The organism is Corynebacterium pacaense, from assembly GCF_900169525.1.
GTDB classification, from domain to species: domain Bacteria; phylum Actinomycetota; class Actinomycetes; order Mycobacteriales; family Mycobacteriaceae; genus Corynebacterium; species Corynebacterium pacaense.
In genome coordinates this window covers 1,176,233-1,197,118 of the sequence record NZ_LT821240.1, presented here as the reverse complement: position 1 = coordinate 1,197,118, position 20,886 = coordinate 1,176,233, and the positions used below count along the sequence as shown (strand labels likewise).

Here is a 20,886-nt window from a genome sequence, read left to right as displayed (position 1 = left end):
TGGAATCTGCACGAGTTTTCGTGGGGCCGGCGATCGGGGACGGACGGACCATCCGCCCCTGATATCACCGGACACATTCTGAAAGGACAAAAAAAAATGGCTTACGCCACCACCAATCCGTACACCGGCGAGGTCGTCAAGACCTTCGACACCGCAACCCCTGAGCAGATAGATGCTGCCATAGCGGGTGCGCACGAGCGGTTCCTCAGCTGGCGGGAGACACCCATCGAGCAGCGCGCCGCGCTGCTGCAGAAGGCCGCGGATGAGCTCCGCGAGAACTCCCGGGAGTATGCCGAGATCCTCACCCTCGAGATGGGCAAGCTCATCGGGGAGGCCGAGGCCGAGGTGGAACTTTCCGCGAAGATTCTGGAGTACTACGCACGCTTTGGCGCAGAGCATCTGACCCCGCGCTACATCCGCGCGGAGGGCTTCGGTGACACCGACGTTGCCATCGTCAACGAGCCCCTCGGTGTCCTCTACACCGTTGAACCCTGGAACTTCCCCTTCTACCAGGTCATCCGTATCTCTGCCCCGCAGCTGATCGCGGGTAACACCCTCGTGCTCAAGCATGCGTCGAACGTTCCGCAGTCGGCACTGGCCATGGAGGAGCTCTACCGCAAGGCCGGCGCCCCGGAGGGTCTGCTGACCAACATCTTCGCCTCCCACGAGGCATCCGAGCAGATCCTCTCCGATCCCCGGGTCCGTGGCGTCGCTCTCACCGGCTCGGAGGGTGCGGGTGCCGCGATCGCCTCGACCGCGGCCAGGAACCTGAAGAAGTCCACTCTCGAGCTCGGTGGCGCAGACGCCTTCGTGGTGCTCGAGGATGCCGAGATCGAAAAGGCGGCCAAGTGGGCCTCCTTCGGTCGGCACTGGAACGCCGGCCAGGTGTGTGTCTCCTCCAAGCGCCTGATCGTCGTCGACAGTGTCTATGACGAGTTCCTCGCCGCGTATAAGGGGTTCGTCGCTGAGCTCGTCGCCGGCGATCCGCTGGATCCCGCCACCACCCTGGCTCCGCTGTCCTCCCAGAAGGCCGCCGACGATCTGGCCAAGCAGGTCGAACTGGCACGTTCCGAGGGCGTCACCGTCGAGGAGATCGGCGCGCCCGTCCCGGAGCAGGGCGCATTCTACCGTCCCACCCTGCTCACCGACATCCCCGAAGGGTCCGAGACCTCCCAGCTGGAGTTCTTCGGCCCCGTGACGCAGCTCTACCGCGCCAAGGATGAGGATGATGCGGTGCGCATCGCCAATGACACCCCCTTCGGTCTGGGTGGATCGGTGTTCTCCACCGACATCCACCGCGCCCAGGCGGTGGCCCTGCGCATCGACACCGGCATGGTTTTCATCAACCAGCCAACCGGCGTCAAGGCGGACATCCCCTTCGGTGGTGTCAAGCACTCCGGTTACGGTCATGAGCTCATTGATCTCGGTATCAAGGAGTTCGTCAATGAGAAGACGATCGTGGTCAGCGACATTGACGGTTCCTTCTGACCCCCGTTTGCTGAGAATCTCCCAGTAATCTCCCAGTAATCTCCCAGAAACCCTCCCCTGGCTCCCTGCCGAGGGGGGTTTCGGCTTTCCCGGGGATCCGCCGGCCGGCAAGTGATTACTATGGACTGCCATGAGTCCAGCGACAGCAAAAAGCACCGAGGAAGTCCACAGCATCGTCGTCTCGAAAGGCGTCAATGACGAGGTGGAGGTGGACTACCGCGACACCTCCGGGGATCCCTCATTCCTGGGCGACGGCGACCTGCTCATCGAGGTCGGCTGGTCCAGTCTCAACTACAAGGACGCCATGGCGCTGCGCGGCGACAGGGGAGTGGTGCGGATCTGGCCGCTGATCCCGGGCATCGATGCGGTGGGAACGGTGATCGAGAGCCGCAATGAACGATTCGGACGCGGGGACGAGGTCGTGGTAAACGGGGCCGGGCTGGGGGAGAGCCGCCACGGCGGATACACCCAGCGACTGTGGGTCGACTCCGCATCGACCTTGCACATCCCCTTCAATTTCTCCGCGGAGCAGGTCGGCGCACTCGGTACCGCGGGATACACCGCGGCACTGAGCGTGGATGCCCTGGTCCGACAGAAGGTCAAGCCGGAGGACGGGGAGATCCTGGTGACAGGAGCGACCGGGGGCGTCGGTTCCATAGCACTGCACCTGTTGCACAGGCTCGGCTACACCACGGTCGCGGTGACGGGTCGCAGGGAGCTGCACGAGGGCTATCTCCGCGGGCTCGGAGCCTCGGAGATACGTGACCGGGATGAGTTCTCCGGCCCCGGCAGGCCCCTGCAGAAGGCCCGCTGGGCGGGGGTGGTTGATTCAGTGGGATCCCACACACTTGTCAACGCCCTGGCCCAGACCAAATGGGGTGGGGTGGTCACGGCCTGCGGTCTGGCGCAGGGACCCGATCTGCCGGCGACGGTACTCCCCTTCATCCTCCGCGGCGTGCACCTGATGGGTATCAATTCCGTCGATGCGCCACATGACCAGCGGCGACGTGCCTGGGCTCTATTATCGGAGACGCTGGACACCGAGGTCCTCGATGCGATGACACAGGTCGTGGAGCTCGCCGAGGTTGCGCAGGCGGGAGCCGATCTCATGGCGAGCAAACTTCACGGCCGCACCGCGGTCAGGGTCCGCTGAGTAGCACCGCACGGGTTAAACTTGGAGGCGGAAATATGATCTACCTTTCTTTAGTTGAGCGGAGTGATGTTCACAATGAGTGACTCAAACGGGCCCATCAGGGTTCTCGGGGAGCAGGAGGCCTTCGAGCTTCTCGGTTCCACCACGCTGGGCAGGATCGTCGTGCGTCGAAGCGACGACATGGACATCTTCCCCGTGAATTATGTGGTGGACGGGGGCAACCTGTACTTCCGTACCGCGGAGGGTAACAAGCTGTTCACCATCAACCTCAATCATGACGTGCTCTTCGAGGTCGATGAGGTCAAGGAGGGAACCGCCTGGTCCGTGGTGATCAAGGGTAACGCGGAGCTGGTGCGTGACTCTGCCGAGATCGCGCATGCCGATACCCTCGACCTCAAGCCGTGGGTGCCCACGCTGAAGTACAACTATGTCCGGATCACCCCCAGAGAGGTGTCGGGACGCCAGTTTGAGCTCGGCGAGGAGCCCGAGCGTTACTGATGGAGACCTTCACCAAGACGCCCCGCGAGCCCCGGTCAGCACTTGCCGAGGCCGCGGGGCTGACCTGGTTGAGGCAGGCGTCGACCGCGGTCGTGGAGGTTCTCAGCGCCGATGAGCGGCAGATCACCACGGTGCGCGTGGAGGAGGTTCCGCCGACCCCCGCGGCGGCCCGGGAGGCGGGACGCCAGCTGGCGATCATCCACAGCGCCGGCGCCGACAGCTTCGGTTCGCCGCCGCCGGGGTGGACGGGGCCGAACTACATCGGCACCCGGCAGCAGGAATGCACCCCCACCGACAACTGGGCGCGGTTCTACGTGGACCAGCGGGTGCTGCCCTTTGCATTCGCCGCTTATCGACGCCACCACCTCAGCACACCCGGCCTGCACACGGTGCAGGCCGCCTGTGAGCATGTACTGAACATGGCGGTGGATGTGGAACCCGCACGTCTCCACGGTGATCTCTGGGCGGGCAACCTGCTTTTCGGTACGGAGGGGCCGGTTCTGATTGATCCTGCGGCCCACGGTGGCCACCCTGAGACCGACCTGGCCATGCTGGCACTCTTCGGTGCACCCTTCATTGAAGAGATCCGGCGTGGATATCTGGGCGTCGTCAAGCTGGAGGGGGACTGGCTACGGCGCACCCCGATGCACCAGCTCCACCCGCTCGCGGTACATGCGCTCACCCACGGCCCCGGCTATGGGGTGCAACTGGTGCGCGCCGCCGAGGCGACCCTGCGGCTCTAGCGCCACCACTGATCCTGGGGGGTGGCCGGAAGGTGGCGCTTATGCTCGCCCACCGTCCAGAGGTGCTCAATGCGTGCGTTGGCCGCGGGCGAAATCTCGCCGGCGTCCTCCAGATAGGTATCGATGTCGTGGTAGGTCACCCCGAGGGCCTGTTCATCGGGCAGCGCGGGGCGGTCCTCCTCGAGATCGGCGGTGGGGACCTTCTTCCATGTCGACTCCGGCGCGCCGAGCTCCCTGAGCAGTGCCGCACCCTGGCGTTTGCTCAGGCCCGCCAGCGGCAGGATATCGGCGGCCCCGTCACCGAACTTGGTGAAGAACCCGGCGAGGTTCTCCGCCGCGTGATCGGTGCCCACAACCAGAAAACCCAGCTCTCCGGCGATGGCGTACTGTGCCACCATCCGCTGCCGCGCCTTGATATTGCCCTTGTTGAAGTCGCTGAGGCCCGCCTGTCCGATGGCCTGCGCCGTGGTGGCGAAGGTGGCATCCGTCGCATCCTTGATGTTGATGGTCACGCTTCTATCCGGCCTGATGAAGGCCAGCGAGGTCTGGGCGTCAGCCTCATCGGCCTGCACCCCGTAGGGCAGGCGGACCGCGATGAAGGCATGCTCGGAAGTGTCCTGCTCGCGGATCCGCTCGACCGCCAGCTGGCAGAGACGGCCCGCGAGCGTGGAATCCTGGCCGCCGGAAATGCCAAGGACCAGGCCCTTGCCGTGGGATGCGCGCAGATAGTCGACGAGGAACTGGACTCGCTCCTCGACCTCCCGCGCAGGGTCAATGGAGGGGAGGGTATGCAGGGTATCGATGATCGATGCATGTAAATTGGCCATGCCAACATCGTAGGCATATTTTCTGTCGCACGACAGGGCGGCAGGGGGCGCCAGCGGAATTTTGGATGTTCCCTACTCGTCGGTTAAGATTATCCCTCGTGTCATAGCTGGGTTGACGCGCGCGAACTGCGTGTTCATCACCCGAGCTCAATTAGCCTTATTGCGCATGAGAGAAAGGAGCGCCCAATGAAGGTACGTAATTCCCTTCGGTCGCTGAAGAACAAGCCGGGCGCCCAGGTCGTGCGTCGCCGTGGCAAAGTCTACGTGATCAACAAGAAGGAACCCCGTTTCAAGGCTCGCCAGGGCTGATACTCGCGGGATTTGAGCCGCCACCTGTAACAGAGATGTTGCGGGTGGCGGCTTCTTTCGTTCGTGTCCGCTGAGGGGGGCGGTGCGATGAGCTGTCCGTTTGCGCGGGTATTGGTGGGGATCCGGGCCGCGGTTGGGGTTGACGGTCAGCTGGTCGCAGCTCCCGCGATGAGCTGTGAACCGGCCCAGGTTTGATGCCGCATCTTTTCGAGTTGAGAGGATGGCTTCATGCCAAAGAAGATTGATGCGCAGGTCCGTGAACGAGCGGTCAGGCTGGTGCGCGAGCACCGATCGGAGTACCCATCGAACGCGAAGGCGATCGCAGCCGTTGCGCGTCAGGAGGGCGTCGGCGTGGAGTCGCTGCGCCGGTGGGTGATCCAAGCTGAGATCGATGCCGGCACCAGAGAAGGTCAAACCAGCGAAGAGCACGCTGAGATCAAGCGGCTCAAAGCCGAGAACCGTCGGCTCCGTGAGGACGTAGCGATCCTGCGCGCGGCGACGACTTTCTTCGCGGGGGAGCTCGACCCCCGCAACCGTTGATGATGGGCTTCATCGACCAGATGCGTTCGGAGGGCTTCGCCGTCGAGTCGATCGTTCGCGTCCTGCGTGAGCAGGGCATGAAGATCGCGGCACGCACCTACCGGTCCTGGAAACGCCCCCGGATTTCGGCCCGTACAGTAGCCGACGCGATGGTCGTGGACGCGGTCCGTGACGCCGCCTGGACGACCGTCGAGGATCAGGCCGGTGAGCAACGTCGTCGGATGACTCCGGAGGGGTTGTACGGGCGGAAGAAAATGACCGCCCTGATCCGCCGCACCGCGCTCCCGGAGGCCTCCCGCGGGGCAGTCGACCGTGCCATGCGGGCATTGGGGCTTTCGGGCGTCACGCGGGCGAAAGCGATCCGTACGACGATCCGTGTGAAGGACGGGATCCGGGCCGGGGATCTGCTGAACCGGGACTTCACCGCCCCGCGGCCCGATCACACGTGGGTCACCGATTTCACCTATGTCCGCACTTGGGCGGGATGGGTGTATGTCGCGTTCATCCTCGACGTGTTCTCGCAACGCATCGTGTCTTGGCACGTCCAGACCACCAAGCATGTCGACCTCGTCATGATCCCGCTGCGCATGGCGCTCTGGGAACGTGACCGGCAAGGCCACCGAGTCGGCCCCGGACAACTGCGGCACCACTCGGATGCGGGGGCCCAATACACCTCCGTGATGCTCACCGAGCATCTCGCGCTCGAGGGTATCGCCGCCTCGATCGGGACCGTCGGCGATGCGTACGACAACGCGCTTATGGAGACGATCAACGGGCTCTACAAGGCCGAATGCGTGCGTACGACGATCTTCCACGACGGCCCCTACAAGACAATCGCAGACGTCGAGTTCGCGACCGCCGGATGGGTCGACTGGTACAACAACCGAAGGCTTCACGGTAGCCTTGGAATGGTCAGCCCCGACGAGTTCGAGGCGACCTACTACGCGGCCCTCACCGAGGAGTCGCTCCCCGCATAGAAGCGGCACAGAACCCGGGCCGGTTCACTGTCCGTTTGCGCGGGTATTGGTGGGGATCCGGGCCGCGGTTTGGGTTGACGGTCAGCTGGTCGCAGCTCCCGCGATGAGCTGTCCGTTTGCGCGGGTACTGGTGGGGATCCGGGCCGCGGTTGGGGTTGACGGTCAGCTGGTCGCAGCTCCCGCGATGAGCTGTCCGTTTGCGCGGGTACTGGTGGGGATCCGGGCCGCGGTTGGGGTTGACGGTCAGCTGGTCGCAGCTCCCGCGATGAGCTGTCCGTTTGTGGAGAGCCTCACCCGGGCTTGGCCGGAATCTGTGGCATGAGGATGCAGGGGTTTGGAATGTGGCTTGAATCTCACTGTGTTGAAACTATGTTTGCCACCATTACTATGAGGCGATGGACACCAATCTCCTTCAGTCCCTGGCCGAGCTGTATCAAGAGGGTAGGCAGTTCGATGCCACCCAGGAATCCCGGGTAGATCGCAGGCGGAATCTTGAGCCGGAATCGGCGGCGATCCTCCATACGCTGGTCGTTGGCATCGCTCCCGACCGGCTCCTGGAAATCGGCACATCCAATGGCTACTCCACGATCTGGCTGGCCGATGCCCTGGGATCCACGCGGGGGCGGATGACCACGATCGATAATGATCGCCAGCGTTCCGCCGAGGCGGAGTTCAATCTCGAGGAGTGTGGCCTCCGCGATCGGGTCGAAGTTCTGGTGGGCGATGCCGGCGAGCTGCTCAAGACCGAGGCGGATGGCGCGTGGCCGTTCATCTTTCTTGACGCCGAGCGGTCATTCTATGCGGATTACTGGCCGGAGCTTCGCCGGGTCCTCGCCCACAGTGGGTTGTTGATCGTGGACAATGTGATCTCGCACGCCGATCAGGTGACGGAGTTTCGTGCGCTGGTGGACGCGGATCCCGGGTTCTCCGCCGTCGTGATCCGGTCCGGGGCCGGGCTGCTCGTTGTGCAGCGCGGTGAAGGGCGTCGATAGGCGATAGGCGACAGGCAGTTAGGACAGGAGGACACTCGCCTGCGGAGTGGAGGACGTGGTGCGCATGATCAGCGAGGTCGGGATGCTGATGTTGGTGTTCCCGGGGTCCTCGCCCCGAGCCAGTTTGACGGCCAGTTCGGCTCCCCGCCTGCCGATCTCCTCCACGGGCTGCCGGACGGTGGTGAGTCCGAAGGGTTCGGCGAGCGGGTGATCATCAAAGCCGATCACGGAGATGTCCTCGGGTACCCGCAGTCCGCGCTGGCGGAGGATGTGGGTGATCGCCAGGGCCAGTTCGTCATGGAGTACGAAGATTCCAGTCGGGATGGGGGAGAGGTTGAGAATCTGGGTGACAGCCTCGCTTGCCGCCCTCGGGGTATTGGCAACGGTGATCGACTCGAAGGAGATTGCGTGCTCCGATGCGTTGATCTGCTCGGCGAATCCGCGGGAACGGTCGTCGGAGCTCCAATCGAAACCCAGGTGGGTAAGGCCGGTGCCCACGAAGGCGAGCCGGCGGTGTCCCAGGCCGATGAGATGCCTGGCCACGCCCGAGCCTGCGGCGACGTCGTCGATGGAGACGTTGGGCCGGTCGTCATAGGGCATGTTGAGGTAGACCACCGGCATTCCCAGGCTCTCCAGGGCGGTCACCTCCTCCGCTTCAAGGGCGAAGGAGGTCACCAGCATGGCATCTGCGTTTCGACGCGCAGGCAGGGCGGTGAAAAACTGTTCACGTTCGGTGCGGCTTCCCGCACGGTAGATCAGTAGGTCCATGTTTGATTGATTGAGGTGGGTGTAGCTGCCCTGCAGGATCTCACTGACGAACCAGTGTGCCAGCTGCCCTCCGTTGAGCAGCGCGATTCGGTTCGTTCGTCCGCTGGCCAGCGCCGATGCGCTGCGGGTGACGCTGAAGTTCAGTTCCTCGGCGGCCCTTGCCACCTTTTCCAGTGTTCCGGGGCCGACATTGGCGGAGCCGTGAAGGGCTCGCGATACTGTTGCGGTGGACACTCCCGCGAGCTTGGCCACGTCGGCGATGGTGGCTCCTCTGGAACCTCGGCGGTGGGGACTCATGGATATCCTCTCGAGTAAAGGTGCTCTTGATGCTCCACGTTAGACACATGTAAGCGATTGCACAATATTGTCAATGTAAACGCTTTCATCACCTTGACAATCCTGCTTATACTCACCTTGAAACCTCAAACACCCCGTTATGTAAGCGTATACATAACTTGAAGGAGTCACCATGTTTAATGGAATTGTTCTCGCGCGAGTGGATCAACGCCTCGTGCACGGGATAGTGGTCACGCGGTGGGCCACTGAGACACGCGCAACCCGGATCATGGTCATCGATGACACGGTCAGCAGGGATGAAATGCTCAAATCCAGCATGCGGCTGTCCAAGCCGGTAGGCACCGGGATGTCGATCATCGACACGGACAAGGCGATCGCCAATTTCCTTGCTGGCAACTACGCCAACCAGCGGGTGCTGATCGTGGTCAAGGAGCCCGCCACCTATCTGCGCCTGGCGGAGGCAGGGGTGGAGATCCCCGGGATCAACCTCGGAATCATCTTCTACTCCGAGGGAAAGAAGAAGCTCTCCAGCTGGGTCGCCGTGGATGAGCGGGAGGAAGCCGACCTCAGGGCACTGAGGGACCGTGGAATCCCGCTGTCCATCCGCTATGTTCCCTCCGATCCTGAGCAGCCGCTGACCGAAATCTAGCGGACTCAGCAGACAACAACAGGTACCTAAGGAAACAGGAGACGGCAATGCCCATCGAGATCATCCAGATGATCCTCATCATCCTCCTAGCGTTCATCATGACGATCGACCAGAACGGTCCCGTCATACTGTCCTACTTCCCGGCCATCGTGGGCGTCTTCGTCGGCCTGATCATGGGTGACATGCAGACGGCGATGGTCATCGCCGGAACCTTCCAGCTCATGGCGCTGGGTATAGCGCAGCTCGGTGGCTCATCGGTCCCGAACTACGGCCTGGCCACCATCGTCGGCGGTTACGTGGCCATCAAGACCGGGCAGGGAATCGATGTCGGTCTGGCCATCGGTCTGCCCGTCGGCATGCTGGGTATCCAGCTCGACATCGTGGTCAAGATCATCAACAACTTTGTCGCACGGGCCTCCCAGAAGCAGGTGGAGGTGGGAAGATTCTCCGCGGCGCTGCGCACGCTCTGGATCGGGCCGTTGCTGTTCGGCCTGTCCACGGCGATCCCCACCGCCATCGCGGTGTTCTTCGGGGCGCCCGTGGTCAACTGGATCCTCGAGGCCGTTCCGGTCTGGGTCACCGAGGGCCTGCAGGTTGCGGGCGGAATCCTGCCCGTGGTCGGTATCGCGATCCTGCTGCGCTACATGCCGGTCAAGCGCTACCTGATTTACCTGACCATAGGATTCGTCCTGGCGGCCTACCTGAACATGCCCATCCTTGGAATCGCACTTCTCGGGTTCGGATTCTCCTACGAGTTCTTCCGCAGGACCACCGCGGAGCCGACCCCCTCCGCGGCCGCCGCGGCCTCCCCACAGCCCCAACTCGCACAGACAGGACTTGATTACGATGAGTGAGCCCATTCCCACCGACGCCGACCTCCCCGACGGCGCCACCCCGACGTACTCCCTGACCAAGCGGGATATCCGGCAATCGGCAGCCCGCTACATGTTCATGGCCTGCAACGTCTTCAACTACGAGACCCAGCAGGGACCCGGCGTTGTCTTCGGGCTCTCATCGACCCTCCGCAAGATCTACCCCGATGATGACGATTACAAGGCATCACTTGTCAACCACTCGCGGTTCTTCAACACCACCACCTGGATGGCGAACCTGATTCTGGGTGCGGTGCTGGCCATGGAGGAGAAGGACGGCCGAAAGGCCGGGCCCGCCGTGCAGTCCTTCAAGACGGGCCTCATGGGTCCGCTCGCAGGTGTCGGTGACACGCTCATCTGGGTGCTGCTGCCCACCATCATGGGTTCGATCGCCGGCTACATGGCGCTGCAGGGCAACCCGCTCGGAGGCATAGTCTGGTTCATCCTCAACATCGTATTCCTGGCGTTGCGATTCAAACTCTTCTCCATCGGCTACTAATCCGGAGTTCAGCTGATCACCAACATGGGTGACAAGCTGACGGCGTTCACGGAGGCTGCTTCGGTACTCGGCCTCACCGTCGTCGGCGCACTCATTGCCTCGGTGGTCAAGATCAACGTTCCCTTTGTCTTCCAGATGGGGGAGGTCTCGTTGAACATTCAGAGCGATGTCCTTGACGCGATCATGCCGGCACTGTTGCCCGCGGTCTTCGCCGCCCTCATCTACTGGCTCCTGGGCAAGAAGTGGATGTCGGTCACCCGCGTCATTCTGGTTGTTCTGGTCATCTCGATCGCCGCAGCCGGATTCGGCATCCTCGCCCCCTAATCAAGAGTTTAAGGAAGAACCGATCATGCGCAGCTTCATCATTGCCTCCCACGGCCATTTCGCCAGCGGCCTCGCCCACACCATCGAGCTGGTGAGCAACAAGAAGGAAATGTTCCATGTCCTCGATGCCTACTCGGAGAACATTCCAGTGGCCGATGAGGTGGCAGCGGTCATGGCGGAGATTGATCCAGACGATGAACTGGTGATTCTCACCGACCTGCTCGGCGGCAGCGTCAACCAGGAGTTCGCCCTGGTCGCGCAGCGGAGGCCGAACACGACGGTCATCGCCGGCGCCAACGTGGCGCTGGCCCTCCAGCTCGCCCTGCATCCCGAGCGAAAGCCCCCGACCGAGGAGAGGATCAACACCTACATCGAGCAGGCAAGGAAGGCCATCGTCCACGTCAACCAGGTATCCACCGAGATGGATGATGACGATGAATGACCGGCCGTGGTGGCGCAGGGCGGTGGTGTATCAGATCTACCCGCGCAGTTTCCGTGACTCCACCGGGGACGGTGTGGGTGACCTCAGGGGGGTCGTCGACAAGCTCTCCTATGTGCAGAAGCTCGGTGCCGACGTCATCTGGCTCAACCCCATCTACGCCTCCCCCAATGTGGACAACGGATACGACATCGCTGACTACCGTGTCGTCGCGCCGGAATACGGAACGCTTGCCGACGCGGATGAACTCATCACACAGGCACATGCGCGCGGCCTCAGAATCATCCTGGATCTGGTGGTCAACCATACCTCGGACCAGCATGAATGGTTCCGCCGCTCCTGTTCTGCGGACCCGGGGCACTACCGGGACTACTACATCTGGCGCGACGGTGTGGACGGCGGGCCTCCGAACAACTGGAAATCCTCCTTCGGTGGCAGCGCCTGGACGTGGAATGCGACGGTGGGAAAGTACTACCTCCATCTTTTCGCCGCCGAGCAACCCGACCTGAACTGGGAGAACCCCCGGGTCCGTGCGGAGGTGCGGGAGATCATGCGGTTCTGGCTGGACCGCGGCATCGACGGCTACCGGATGGATGTGATCAACCTGATTGCCAAGAACCAGGAGTTTCGCTCCACTCCCGCGGGCCCCGACGGTTACGGCTCCTACTATCCCCAATGCGCCAATCAGCCCAGGGTCCATGAGTTCCTCCGTGACCTGCGCAGGGATGTTCTCGATGACTTCGACGTCATGGTCGTCGGTGAGACACCCCGGACCACTGCGGAGCAGGCCATCGAATACACCGACCCGCGCAACGGTGAACTGGATATGATCTTCCATTTCGAGCACATGCACGTCGACCGGGCGGGTGACAGCAAATGGGATGTGTGTCCGGCCCGGATGCCGGATCTGCGCCGTGTCCTGTCGCACTGGCAGGAGGTTCTCAACGGACGCGGCTGGAACAGTCTCTACTGGAGCAACCATGACCAACCGCGAGTGGTCTCCAGGTTCGGCGATGACGGCCGGTTTCGGGTGGAGAGTGCGAAGATGCTCGGCACGCTGCTGCATCTGATGCAGGGCACGCCGTACATCTACCAGGGTGAGGAGCTCGGCATGACGAATGCGGATTTCCTCCGGATCGGGCAGTTCGATGACATTGACTCGAAAAACGCCTACCGTGATTTCACCGCGGCCGGGCTCGACGACGGCGAGGCCATGGCCATTCTCCACGCAAGGTCAAGGGATAATGCACGAACGCCCATGCAGTGGACGGCCGGCGCGGAGGCGGGCTTCACCGACGGCACGCCATGGCTACCGGTCAACCCCAATCATGTGCACGTCAATGCCGAGGAAGCAGTGGAGGACCCGCAATCGGTGTTCCACCACTACCGTGAGCTCATCCGGCTGCGCCATGAATGTGATCTGGTAACCACCGGAAGCTACCGGCTGATCAACGGCGATGATCCGGATGTTTTCGCTTACCTCCGGGAGGGGGAGGGTGAGGCACTGCTGGTGGTGTGCAGCTTCAGTGCGGAGGCGGTGGAGTTCACCCTGCCGGGGGATGTCAGCTTCGGCACCTCAAGGCAACTGCTGTCCAACTATCCCGATGATCGCGATCCGCGTGGGTTCGTCCTGCGGCCCTATGAGGGGGTTGTGTTTCGGCTCGCGGGGTAGTGGCCGGGCGCGGGCCGGGCGTGGCGTTACGCCGGGAATGGAGCACGGCATTGTAACAATTATATAACGCTGGGCCTTCGGGAAAATGGCGCTGCTGGGAAAATGGCAGGGGTGACCGCCCGGAAAATGACAGGCGTGTCAGACGAAGTTCCGGCGAGGCCCAACATGTGGTGGGTGGGCAACTACTGTGCTGGGAATTCCCTTGATGTAACTACTATATGTAGTGCTCCTTGCGCTAATTGACCACAAAGTATAGTGTTTGTTCATACCGCAGGGGAGCACGAACGCTCTGCAGGACAAAACCAAAAAAAGTGACACGAGGCCCCATTTCGAAGCTGGGGGCCGAGAAGGAAAAGGGTCCGATCATGGCCATCACCGTTTACACCAAGCCGGCATGTGTGCAGTGCACCGCCACCAAGAAAGCCCTCGACCGTGCAGGTCTGGATTATGAGCTCGTCGATATCAGTCTTGATGATGAGGCCCGCGATTACGTCCTCGCACTCGGCTATCTCCAGGCGCCCGTCGTGGTGGTCGAGGGTGAGCACTGGTCAGGTTTCCGCCCCGAGCGGATCCGTGAAATGGCCGCAGCCGTCGCCTAGAAACTCCTGTCCGCACACCGCGGGCAGCAACGCCCCTCCGCCGACCAGTTCTGATTGGCGGATTTTGTTTTTTTACCCCGCCCCCGGCACTCCGGCTCCCCGGGCGTGGAGGGCAGAGATAACCGGCGAGATAACCGGAAGGGAGGTGGGCTCGGGGATGCTGATCGTCTACTATTCCTCGGCCACCAACAACACCCATCGCTTTGTGTCGAAGCTCGGCCTGCCGAGCGTACGGATTCCGATGACCCGCACCGAGCAGCCGCTCCGGGTGGACGAACCCTATGTGCTCGTGGTTCCCACGTATGGTGGTGGAGCGTCGATTTCGGGTCAGAACTCCCGTCCGGTCCCGCCGCAGGTCATCCGTTTCCTCAATGACGGACACAACCGCAGTTTCATCCGGGCGGTGGTCGCCGGGGGAAACTCGAACTTCGGCACGGACTTTGGACGAGCGGGGGATCAGATCGCCAGGAAATGTAACGTGCCGTATGTGTACAGGTTCGAGCTCATGGGCAATGAGGAGGATGTCCGGGTGCTCCGGCAGGGGCTCATGGACAACGCCGAGGCTCTGGGTCTCGGTCCGCAATCTGTCCGTTGAACGCACCGGGTTCAGATTCATCAACATTGATGGCTCCGGATAATTGAATACCGATGGCAAGCAACTATTTGAAAGGTCACAGAAATTGACTGCACTGGGAAAGACCGTCGCCGAGCCGGTGAAGCGCGGGGAGCAGCTGGATTTTCACGCCCTCAACGCTCTGCTCAACCTCTATGACGATGATGGAAAGATCCAGTTCGACAAGGACCGTGAAGCCGCCAACCAGTACTTCCTCCAGCATGTGAATCAGAACACGGTGTTCTTCCACGACCTCAGCGAGAAGTTGGATTATCTGGTGGAGAACAACTACTACGACCCGGAGGTTCTGGACAAGTACGACTTTGAGTTCGTCAAGTCCCTGTTCAAGCGCGCCTACGCCTTCAAGTTCCGCTTCCAGTCCTTCCTCGGAGCCTACAAGTACTACACCTCCTACACGCTGAAGACCTTCGACGGCCGCCGCTACCTCGAACGCTTCGAGGATCGCGTTTGCATGGTCGCACTCACCCTCGCCGACGGAGACAGGGCGCTGTCCGAGAACCTCGTCGATGAGATCATGTCCGGTCGTTTCCAGCCGGCGACCCCGACCTTCCTCAACTCCGGAAAGGCGCAGCGCGGCGAGCCGGTATCCTGCTTCCTGCTGCGCATCGAGGACAACATGGAGTCCATCGGCCGGGCCATCAACTCCGCGCTCCAGCTGTCCAAGCGTGGCGGTGGCGTCGCCCTGCTGCTGAGCAACCTGCGCGAGGCCGGAGCCCCGATCAAGAAGATCGAGAACCAGTCCTCCGGAGTCATCCCGGTAATGAAGCTGCTGGAGGATTCCTTCTCCTATGCCAACCAGCTGGGTGCCCGTCAGGGTGCCGGAGCGGTCTACCTCAACGCCCACCATCCGGATATTCTGTCCTTCCTGGACACCAAGCGCGAGAACGCCGATGAGAAGATCCGCATCAAAACTCTCTCCCTCGGCGTGGTCATCCCCGATATCACCTTCGAACTGGCCAAGCGCAATGATGATATGTACCTGTTCTCCCCCTATGACGTCGAGCGCATCTACGGCAAGCCCTTCGCCGATGTCTCCGTGAGCGAGCACTATGAGGAGATGGTCGAGGATCCCCGGATCCGCAAGACCAAGATCAACGCCAGGCAGTTCTTCCAGACCCTGGCGGAGATCCAGTTCGAGTCGGGCTATCCCTACATCATGTTCGAGGACACGGTCAACGCCGCGAACCCCATCGAGGGGCGCATCACCCACTCGAACCTGTGCTCGGAGATCCTGCAGGTGTCCACGCCCTCGACCTACAACGAGGACCTGAGCTACGCGGAGATCGGCGAGGACATCTCCTGTAACCTCGGCTCGCTCAATGTTGCCATGGCGATGGATTCCCCCGACTTCGCCAGGACCATTGAAACCTCGATCCGTGGTCTGACCGCTGTGTCCGAACAGACCAGCATCGATTCCGTGCCCTCGATCCGCAAGGGCAACGAGGCCGCGCACGCCATCGGCCTCGGTCAGATGAACCTGCACGGCTACCTCGGCCGCGAGCATATCCACTACGGTTCAGAGGAGGGTCTCGACTTCACCAACGCCTACTTCGCCGCGGTTCTCTACCAGTGTCTCCGTGCCTCGAACCGGATCGCCCGTGAGCGTGGGGAGCGTTTCGCCCACTTCGAGAACTCCGAGTACGCCTCGGGTGTGTACTTCGACCGTTTTGATCCCGCGGATTTCGCACCGACCACCGACAAGGTCAGAATGCTTTTCGACGCCTCCAGCATCCACACACCCACCGCGGCCGACTGGGCGCAGCTGAAGGCTGACGTGATGGAGTACGGGCTGTTCAACCGCAACCTGCAGGCGGTCCCGCCGACCGGTTCGATCTCCTACATCAACAATTCCACCTCTTCGATCCACCCGATCGCCTCCAAGATCGAGATTCGCAAGGAGGGCAAGATCGGCCGCGTCTACTACCCGGCGCCGCACATGGACAACGACAACCTCGAGTTCTTCCGCGATGCCTATGAGATCGGCTATGAGAGGATCATCGACACCTACGCCGTGGCCACCCGGTACGTGGATCAGGGTCTGTCCCTGACGCTGTTCTTCAAGGACACCGCCACCACCCGCGATATCAACCGTGCCCAGATCTACGCATGGCGCAAGGGCATCAAGACCCTCTACTACATCCGCCTGCGTCAGGTGGCACTGGAGGGCACGGAGATCGAGGGCTGCGTCAGCTGCATGCTGTAGATTAGTCTATTTCATGGAGGAGAGTGCGTCCCGCACCTCATTGAGGATTCCACGGGAGGCTTCCTCCGCGGCGTCGGCGTCACGCTCCATGATCGCCTTGGCCAGCTTTTCGTGGCTGTCCAGCGCCAGAGCCTCGGGCACATCGGGTTGGAGGCCCAGATTGGTTCGGCCCTCCAATACCGCACCGATGGAGGGTGCCAGTGCCGCGAACATCTCGTTGTGGGCGTAGCGCAGAATCAGCTCATGGAAGGAGATGTCGGCCTCGAGGAAGCGCGGGGACGCCCCCATTCCCGCATCGCCGAGTTCACGCATCTCCCTGGCCAGGGTTTGCAGGCGGGCGCGTTCCTCCTTGCTGGCATGCAGTGCGACGCTGCGGGCGGCGATGGGCTCAATGGCGATCCTCAGCTCGGTGAGGGACTGCAGCTGACCCTCGCGCTGGCCCTCATCATTGAGCCGCCAGCGGATGATGGAGCGATCGAATACCGCCCAGCGTTCAGGTGGCAGGACCGTGATCCCGATCCGCCGGGAGGACGAGACCAACCCCAGTTGCTCCAGTGCACGCATCGCCTCCCTGGCCACGGTGCGTGAGATGCTGAAGCGCTCACTGATATCGAGGAGCTTGAAGGTGTCTCCCGCACCGATGGCCCCACTGACAATCTCCTGGCCGAGCTCCTCGAGCACATGGTCCAGAAGTGGCTTCGCGGCGTTGGGAGTCGACTTCTTCTCGGGAACCGGGGGCAAGGGGTGCCTCCTTCACAGGGCGGGGTGGGCGACATATCGGCTGAATGTGAATACCATTATTCACACATCTGCTTTCCCGCTTTGCCGAAACAGCCAAATTGTTATGGGATCGGAAAAGCCCCGCCCCGTGGGGGGCGGGGCCGGTATCGAGGTTCTAGCGGGATCCGAGCTCGGAATCGATGCGCAGGATGCCGGAGCCGGAGTTGCCGGCGATGCGCAGCCGATCCAGGATCTCCTGTACGGTCGACTCCTCCTCGATCTGCTCATTGAGGAACCAGTCGATGAGCTGGCGGGAATCGTAGTCCTTCTCGGCGTCCTGGATCGCAGCCAGTTCGCGGATCATGGCTGAAATTTTCTGCTCGTGTGCCAGGGATGCCTCGAATGCCTCCACTGCGGAGGTGACATCCAGTTTCGGCGGAGCGATGTCGCCGATCTGGGGGACGTAGTCACGGTCCAAGAGATGCTGGGAGAACTTGTGGGCGTGAACCAGTTCCTCCTCGCTCTGTGCCTTCATCCAGTCGCGCATCCCGACCAGTCCGAGGTCGTCGAGGACGTATGAGAGCTGGAGGTAGACCAGAGACGCTTCAAGTTCTGCTGTTACCTGGTTGTTGAACGCGGTTGCGATTTTCTCGTTGATAGCCATGACACAGAAGCTACACGGACAAAAGGGGCTTGTCAGCAAAGGTTAGCGCAGCATAACCCGTGTTTTTGCGGTTTGCTTAAGCTAAGTTGGCCGGTGCGGATCACTGCGTTTTATGCCTCAGGTCACATTAAAGGATCTATCTAAATGTAATGCTCAGCGCCATAATGTATGCCGATAAATGGAGGTCGTGAAAACCTCTGGTGCAGGAGGTCATCGGCGGTGGTTGCCCATCGTTTATGTGACCAAATTAACAACCTGGAAGCCCGTGCCGGGGTTTCCGGGAGCCTCCGGTAGGGGCGTCGATAAGTATTGAAGAGAGGGTAAGGTCATTGGTTGAGATCTACACGCCAACAATGAAGGGACGATTGCACCACATGGCTGCAGACGCTGACACGAGCGCACACGAGGCTTACCTGGAAACCCACCCCAAGCCGGTGGAGGCAATCAACTGGAACTCCATCGCCGATGAGAAGGATCTGGAGGTCTGGGATCGCCTCACGGGAAACTTCTGGCTCCCGGAGAAGGTGCCGGTGTCCAATGACATCAAGAGCTGGGGAACCCTGAACGACCTGGAGAAGCAGGCCACCATGCGGGTGTTCACCGGTCTGACCCTGCTGGATACGATCCAGGGGACCGTCGGCGCCGTCTCCCTGCTCCCCGATGCCGATTCCCTGCACGAGGAGGCCGTGCTCACCAATATCGCCTTCATGGAGTCCGTTCATGCAAAGAGCTACTCCAATATCTTTATGACACTCGCCTCGACCCCGATGATCAACGATGCCTTCCGCTGGTCGGAGGAGAATGACAATCTCCAGCGCAAGGCGAAGATCATCCTTTCCTACTACGAGGGCGAGGATCCGCTCAAGCGCAAGATCGCCTCGGTGATCCTGGAGTCCTTCCTCTTCTACTCGGGATTCTATCTGCCCATGTACTGGTCCAGCCACGCCAAGTTGACCAATACCGCCGATATCATCCGGCTGATCATCCGCGATGAGGCCGTCCACGGCTACTACATCGGCTACAAGTACCAGAAGGCACTGGCCAGGGAGTCCGCGGAGCGCCGGGCCGAGCTGAAGGAGTACACCTTCGATCTGCTCTACGATCTCTATGACAATGAAACCCAGTACACCGAGGATCTCTACGATGAGCTCGGGTGGACCGAGGATGCCAAACGCTTCCTTCGCTACAACGCGAACAAGGCGCTGAACAATCTCGGCTACGAGGGCCTGTTCCCCGCGGATGAAACCAGGGTGTCGCCGGCGATCCTCTCCGCGCTGTCACCCAACGCCGATGAGAACCACGACTTCTTCTCCGGCTCCGGTTCCTCCTATGTCATCGGCAAGGCGGAGAACACCGAGGATGAGGACTGGGACTTCTAGGTCCGCGCTCTCGCCCCGTGGCGGGCCCTGGCGGGACTGCCACATTCATCTCCCACATTAATAACGGATGAATTCTGTCCCCTTCGCCGCATGGGCCGGGTGCGGAATGATTCGACGTCCATCAAAATGAATGGATGCTGAAACCTGAACCGGCGGGCGATAGCGCCCGGCACACTCCGATCCCTCGACTGAGGGTGGGGGGTCACCGGATCCATCACGTGTCCCCGATCCGCTGCTCCCGCATGGCCTGGCGCACGGTATGACCGCGCGGGATCCAGGATCATCCGGTGGCCCGGGGGAGGTCCTCCGGGCCTTCCTCAAACTCGGCGTCACCTCCTTCGGCGGTCCCGTCGCGCATCTGGGCTACTTCCGGGAGGAGTTCGTCGCGCGACGGGCGTGGGTCAGCGACCGGCAGTACGCCGAACTGGTCGGGCTCTGCCAATTCCTTCCCGGCCCCGCGTCCAGCCAGGTCGGGTTCGCCCTCGGACTAATTCGCGGCGGACCGCTCGGGGCACTCGCCGCCTGGATCGCCTTCACTTTCCCCTCCGCCCTGCTGATGGTCCTGTTCGCGGTAGGTGCGGTCTCCCTCTCCGGCCCGGTCGGGCATGGGCTGCTGGTCGGACTCAAGGCTGTCGCTGTCGCAGTGGTGGCCCATGCGGTGTGGGGCATGGCGCGCACCCTCACCCCCGATCTTCGCCGGCTCAGCATCGGTCTGCTGGCCGCGGGTCTCGCCCTGCTGCTTCCGGGCAGCCTCGGCCAGGTCGGTGCGATTGCCTTCGGCATCGCCGCCGGGCTGGTGTTCTGCCGGAAGTATGTCGGCACCGCGGCCGAACCCCTTGGCGTGCGGCTCCCGCGAAGCGTCGGGATAGCCGCCCTGGTCCTGTTCGGACTGATACTTGCGGGACTGCCGCTGCTGCTGGCTGTCACACGCAACCCGTGGGTGGGGATCGCCGATGCGTTCAGCAGGGCCGGGGCACTGGTCTTCGGGGGAGGCCACGTGGTGCTCCCACTCCTGCAGGGCGAACCCGCAATAGCGGCATCAGTCACCCCCGGGCAGTTCCTCGCCGGGTACGGGGTGGCCCAGGCAGTGCCCGGACCCCTGTTCACCTTCGCCGCCTACCTGGGCTTTGAGATGCAATCGGGGTGGCGCGCCCCGATCGCCGCCCTGCTCGCCCTGGCCGCCGTGTTCCTTCCCGGTCTGCTGCTCGTGATCGGCGTGCTTCCGTTCTGGGACCGGATCCGCGGAAACATCAGGGTCCGCGCCGCGATGGCGGGTGCCAACTCCGCCGTGGTGGGGATTCTCGCCGCGGCGCTGTGGACACCCGTCATCACCTCCGGTGTCACCGGGATCGCATCACTTGTCATTGCCCTGGGGTGTCTGCTCATGCTCACCTTGCTCAGACTGCCCGCCTGGGCCGCGGTTCTCGCCGGGGCCGGCTGCGGAGCGGTGGCGGGCCTGACCGGTCTCGGAACCCCCTGGATCTAGCTCCGGGCGAGCGGTGCACCGGCGGGGAATTCGGCCGCGGGAGCACGGGGCGTGGCCCAGCACGGTGTCTCGGGAGCGGTGGGAAGGGTGTGAAAGCAGTGGCTCCCCGGCCTCAACCACCCTCCTCAACCTTTAGGTTGACACCAAGCGGGGG

General features: G+C 62.3%; 20 protein-coding genes and 1 pseudogene. 17 read left to right on the top strand and 4 right to left on the bottom strand.

Annotation, left to right across the window (positions count from 1 at the left end; translation table 11 throughout):
- Positions 1 to 96: 96 nt before the first annotated feature.
- The 4 genes from B7E02_RS12550 (at position 97) to B7E02_RS12535 (ending at position 3,882) form a co-directional block, all read left to right on the top strand.
- Complete coding sequence (locus tag B7E02_RS12550; protein ID WP_080796550.1) at positions 97 to 1,488, top strand: NAD-dependent succinate-semialdehyde dehydrogenase; 1,392 nt, start codon at positions 97 to 99, stop codon at positions 1,486 to 1,488.
- A 130-nt stretch (positions 1,489 to 1,618) separates the two neighbouring features.
- Positions 1,619 to 2,641: an MDR family oxidoreductase gene (locus B7E02_RS12545; RefSeq protein ID WP_080796547.1), complete on the top strand. Its 1,023-nt coding sequence runs from the start codon at positions 1,619 to 1,621 to the stop codon at positions 2,639 to 2,641.
- Positions 2,642 to 2,716: 75 nt separating this feature from the next.
- A complete protein-coding gene (locus B7E02_RS12540; protein WP_080796936.1) occupies positions 2,717 to 3,139 on the top strand; it encodes a pyridoxamine 5'-phosphate oxidase family protein in 423 nt (140 codons plus the stop codon).
- Positions 3,139 to 3,882 carry a fructosamine kinase family protein gene (locus B7E02_RS12535; protein WP_080796545.1) on the top strand — a complete coding sequence of 248 codons (744 nt, stop codon included), beginning with the start codon at positions 3,139 to 3,141 and terminating at the stop codon, positions 3,880 to 3,882. Before B7E02_RS12540 ends, B7E02_RS12535 begins: the two co-directional genes overlap by 1 nt.
- On the opposite strand, the gene nadE is transcribed toward B7E02_RS12535, so the two are convergent.
- Positions 3,879 to 4,709 carry an ammonia-dependent NAD(+) synthetase gene (gene nadE / locus B7E02_RS12530; RefSeq protein WP_080796544.1) on the bottom strand — a complete coding sequence of 277 codons (831 nt, stop codon included), beginning with the start codon at positions 4,707 to 4,709 and terminating at the stop codon, positions 3,879 to 3,881. The two genes, B7E02_RS12535 and nadE, sit on opposite strands and share 4 nt — an antisense overlap.
- 186 nt (positions 4,710 to 4,895) lie before the next feature.
- Here nadE and ykgO point away from each other — a divergent pair, with 186 nt between their 5' ends.
- The 3 genes from ykgO (at position 4,896) to B7E02_RS12515 (ending at position 7,527) form a co-directional block, all read left to right on the top strand.
- Complete coding sequence (gene ykgO / locus B7E02_RS12525; RefSeq protein ID WP_003857945.1) at positions 4,896 to 5,018, top strand: type B 50S ribosomal protein L36; 123 nt, start codon at positions 4,896 to 4,898, stop codon at positions 5,016 to 5,018.
- A gap of 228 nt (positions 5,019 to 5,246) precedes the next feature.
- A protein-coding gene (locus B7E02_RS12520; RefSeq protein ID WP_143336607.1) for an IS3 family transposase occupies positions 5,247 to 6,535 on the top strand; the annotation gives its coding sequence in 2 pieces (ribosomal slippage) (positions 5,247 to 5,520 and positions 5,520 to 6,535; 1,290 coding nt in all).
- Positions 6,536 to 6,930: 395 nt separating this feature from the next.
- A complete protein-coding gene (locus B7E02_RS12515; RefSeq protein ID WP_080796542.1) occupies positions 6,931 to 7,527 on the top strand; it encodes an O-methyltransferase in 597 nt (198 codons plus the stop codon).
- Between the two features lie 18 nt (positions 7,528 to 7,545).
- Here the strand turns inward: B7E02_RS12515 and B7E02_RS12510 are convergent, their stop codons facing one another.
- A complete protein-coding gene (locus B7E02_RS12510; RefSeq protein ID WP_080796541.1) occupies positions 7,546 to 8,592 on the bottom strand; it encodes a LacI family DNA-binding transcriptional regulator in 1,047 nt (348 codons plus the stop codon).
- Between the two features lie 172 nt (positions 8,593 to 8,764).
- Here B7E02_RS12510 and B7E02_RS12505 point away from each other — a divergent pair, with 172 nt between their 5' ends.
- From B7E02_RS12505 to nrdE, 8 genes and pseudogenes are all read left to right on the top strand, one after another.
- Positions 8,765 to 9,241 carry a PTS sugar transporter subunit IIB gene (locus tag B7E02_RS12505; RefSeq protein ID WP_080796539.1) on the top strand — a complete coding sequence of 159 codons (477 nt, stop codon included), beginning with the start codon at positions 8,765 to 8,767 and terminating at the stop codon, positions 9,239 to 9,241.
- A 47-nt stretch (positions 9,242 to 9,288) separates the two neighbouring features.
- Positions 9,289 to 10,095: a PTS mannose/fructose/sorbose/N-acetylgalactosamine transporter subunit IIC gene (locus B7E02_RS12500; protein ID WP_080796538.1), complete on the top strand. Its 807-nt coding sequence runs from the start codon at positions 9,289 to 9,291 to the stop codon at positions 10,093 to 10,095.
- Positions 10,088 to 10,936, top strand: a pseudogene (locus tag B7E02_RS14700) (PTS system mannose/fructose/sorbose family transporter subunit IID). The gene B7E02_RS12500 and the pseudogene B7E02_RS14700 overlap by 8 nt, the downstream one beginning before the upstream one ends.
- A gap of 25 nt (positions 10,937 to 10,961) precedes the next feature.
- Entirely contained in the window at positions 10,962 to 11,378 is a 417-nt protein-coding gene (locus B7E02_RS12490) for a PTS sugar transporter subunit IIA (protein WP_080796537.1), read from the top strand.
- Positions 11,371 to 13,047 (top strand): glycoside hydrolase family 13 protein, encoded by a 1,677-nt coding sequence (locus B7E02_RS12485; protein ID WP_080796535.1) that lies wholly within the window; start codon positions 11,371 to 11,373, stop codon positions 13,045 to 13,047. The genes B7E02_RS12490 and B7E02_RS12485 overlap by 8 nt, the downstream gene beginning before the upstream one ends.
- A gap of 365 nt (positions 13,048 to 13,412) precedes the next feature.
- The gene (gene nrdH, locus B7E02_RS12480; RefSeq protein WP_080796533.1) at positions 13,413 to 13,646 is read left to right on the top strand and encodes a glutaredoxin-like protein NrdH; all 234 of its coding nucleotides are present in this window, start codon (positions 13,413 to 13,415) and stop codon (positions 13,644 to 13,646) included.
- Between the two features lie 157 nt (positions 13,647 to 13,803).
- The gene (nrdI, locus tag B7E02_RS12475) at positions 13,804 to 14,241 is read left to right on the top strand and encodes a class Ib ribonucleoside-diphosphate reductase assembly flavoprotein NrdI (protein ID WP_080796531.1); all 438 of its coding nucleotides are present in this window, start codon (positions 13,804 to 13,806) and stop codon (positions 14,239 to 14,241) included.
- A gap of 85 nt (positions 14,242 to 14,326) precedes the next feature.
- On the top strand, positions 14,327 to 16,483 hold the full coding sequence (gene nrdE / locus B7E02_RS12470; protein WP_080796530.1) for a class 1b ribonucleoside-diphosphate reductase subunit alpha: 2,157 nt from the start codon (positions 14,327 to 14,329) through the stop codon (positions 16,481 to 16,483).
- A gap of 6 nt (positions 16,484 to 16,489) precedes the next feature.
- On the opposite strand, the gene B7E02_RS12465 is transcribed toward nrdE, so the two are convergent.
- Complete coding sequence (locus B7E02_RS12465; RefSeq protein ID WP_080796527.1) at positions 16,490 to 17,224, bottom strand: FadR/GntR family transcriptional regulator; 735 nt, start codon at positions 17,222 to 17,224, stop codon at positions 16,490 to 16,492.
- Positions 17,225 to 17,378: 154 nt separating this feature from the next.
- Positions 17,379 to 17,867: a ferritin gene (locus B7E02_RS12460; RefSeq protein WP_080796525.1), complete on the bottom strand. Its 489-nt coding sequence runs from the start codon at positions 17,865 to 17,867 to the stop codon at positions 17,379 to 17,381.
- 374 nt (positions 17,868 to 18,241) lie between these two features.
- Here B7E02_RS12460 and nrdF point away from each other — a divergent pair, with 374 nt between their 5' ends.
- Together nrdF and chrA are read left to right on the top strand one after the other, a co-directional pair.
- Positions 18,242 to 19,246 (top strand): class 1b ribonucleoside-diphosphate reductase subunit beta, encoded by a 1,005-nt coding sequence (gene nrdF / locus B7E02_RS12455; protein ID WP_080796523.1) that lies wholly within the window; start codon positions 18,242 to 18,244, stop codon positions 19,244 to 19,246.
- Between the two features lie 259 nt (positions 19,247 to 19,505).
- Complete coding sequence (gene chrA, locus B7E02_RS12450) at positions 19,506 to 20,732, top strand: chromate efflux transporter (RefSeq protein ID WP_080796521.1); 1,227 nt, start codon at positions 19,506 to 19,508, stop codon at positions 20,730 to 20,732.
- Positions 20,733 to 20,886: the final 154 nt, after the last annotated feature.

What these genes read in the sequence shown, in the direction of transcription:
- B7E02_RS12550 (WP_080796550.1), top strand. Translation starts at nt 97, where the DNA reads ATGGCTTACGCCACCACCAATCCGTACACCGGCGAGGTCGTCAAGACC.
- B7E02_RS12545 (WP_080796547.1), top strand. Translation starts at nt 1,619, where the DNA reads ATGAGTCCAGCGACAGCAAAAAGCACCGAGGAAGTCCACAGCATCGTC.
- B7E02_RS12540 (WP_080796936.1), top strand. Translation starts at nt 2,717, where the DNA reads ATGAGTGACTCAAACGGGCCCATCAGGGTTCTCGGGGAGCAGGAGGCC.
- B7E02_RS12535 (WP_080796545.1), top strand. Translation starts at nt 3,139, where the DNA reads ATGGAGACCTTCACCAAGACGCCCCGCGAGCCCCGGTCAGCACTTGCC.
- nadE (WP_080796544.1), bottom strand. Translation starts at nt 4,709, where the DNA reads ATGGCCAATTTACATGCATCGATCATCGATACCCTGCATACCCTCCCC.
- ykgO (WP_003857945.1), top strand. Translation starts at nt 4,896, where the DNA reads ATGAAGGTACGTAATTCCCTTCGGTCGCTGAAGAACAAGCCGGGCGCC.
- B7E02_RS12515 (WP_080796542.1), top strand. Translation starts at nt 6,931, where the DNA reads ATGGACACCAATCTCCTTCAGTCCCTGGCCGAGCTGTATCAAGAGGGT.
- B7E02_RS12510 (WP_080796541.1), bottom strand. Translation starts at nt 8,592, where the DNA reads ATGAGTCCCCACCGCCGAGGTTCCAGAGGAGCCACCATCGCCGACGTG.
- B7E02_RS12505 (WP_080796539.1), top strand. Translation starts at nt 8,765, where the DNA reads ATGTTTAATGGAATTGTTCTCGCGCGAGTGGATCAACGCCTCGTGCAC.
- B7E02_RS12500 (WP_080796538.1), top strand. Translation starts at nt 9,289, where the DNA reads ATGCCCATCGAGATCATCCAGATGATCCTCATCATCCTCCTAGCGTTC.
- B7E02_RS12490 (WP_080796537.1), top strand. Translation starts at nt 10,962, where the DNA reads ATGCGCAGCTTCATCATTGCCTCCCACGGCCATTTCGCCAGCGGCCTC.
- B7E02_RS12485 (WP_080796535.1), top strand. Translation starts at nt 11,371, where the DNA reads ATGAATGACCGGCCGTGGTGGCGCAGGGCGGTGGTGTATCAGATCTAC.
- nrdH (WP_080796533.1), top strand. Translation starts at nt 13,413, where the DNA reads ATGGCCATCACCGTTTACACCAAGCCGGCATGTGTGCAGTGCACCGCC.
- nrdI (WP_080796531.1), top strand. Translation starts at nt 13,804, where the DNA reads ATGCTGATCGTCTACTATTCCTCGGCCACCAACAACACCCATCGCTTT.
- B7E02_RS12460 (WP_080796525.1), bottom strand. Translation starts at nt 17,867, where the DNA reads ATGGCTATCAACGAGAAAATCGCAACCGCGTTCAACAACCAGGTAACA.
- nrdF (WP_080796523.1), top strand. Translation starts at nt 18,242, where the DNA reads ATGGCTGCAGACGCTGACACGAGCGCACACGAGGCTTACCTGGAAACC.
- chrA (WP_080796521.1), top strand. Translation starts at nt 19,506, where the DNA reads ATGACCGCGCGGGATCCAGGATCATCCGGTGGCCCGGGGGAGGTCCTC.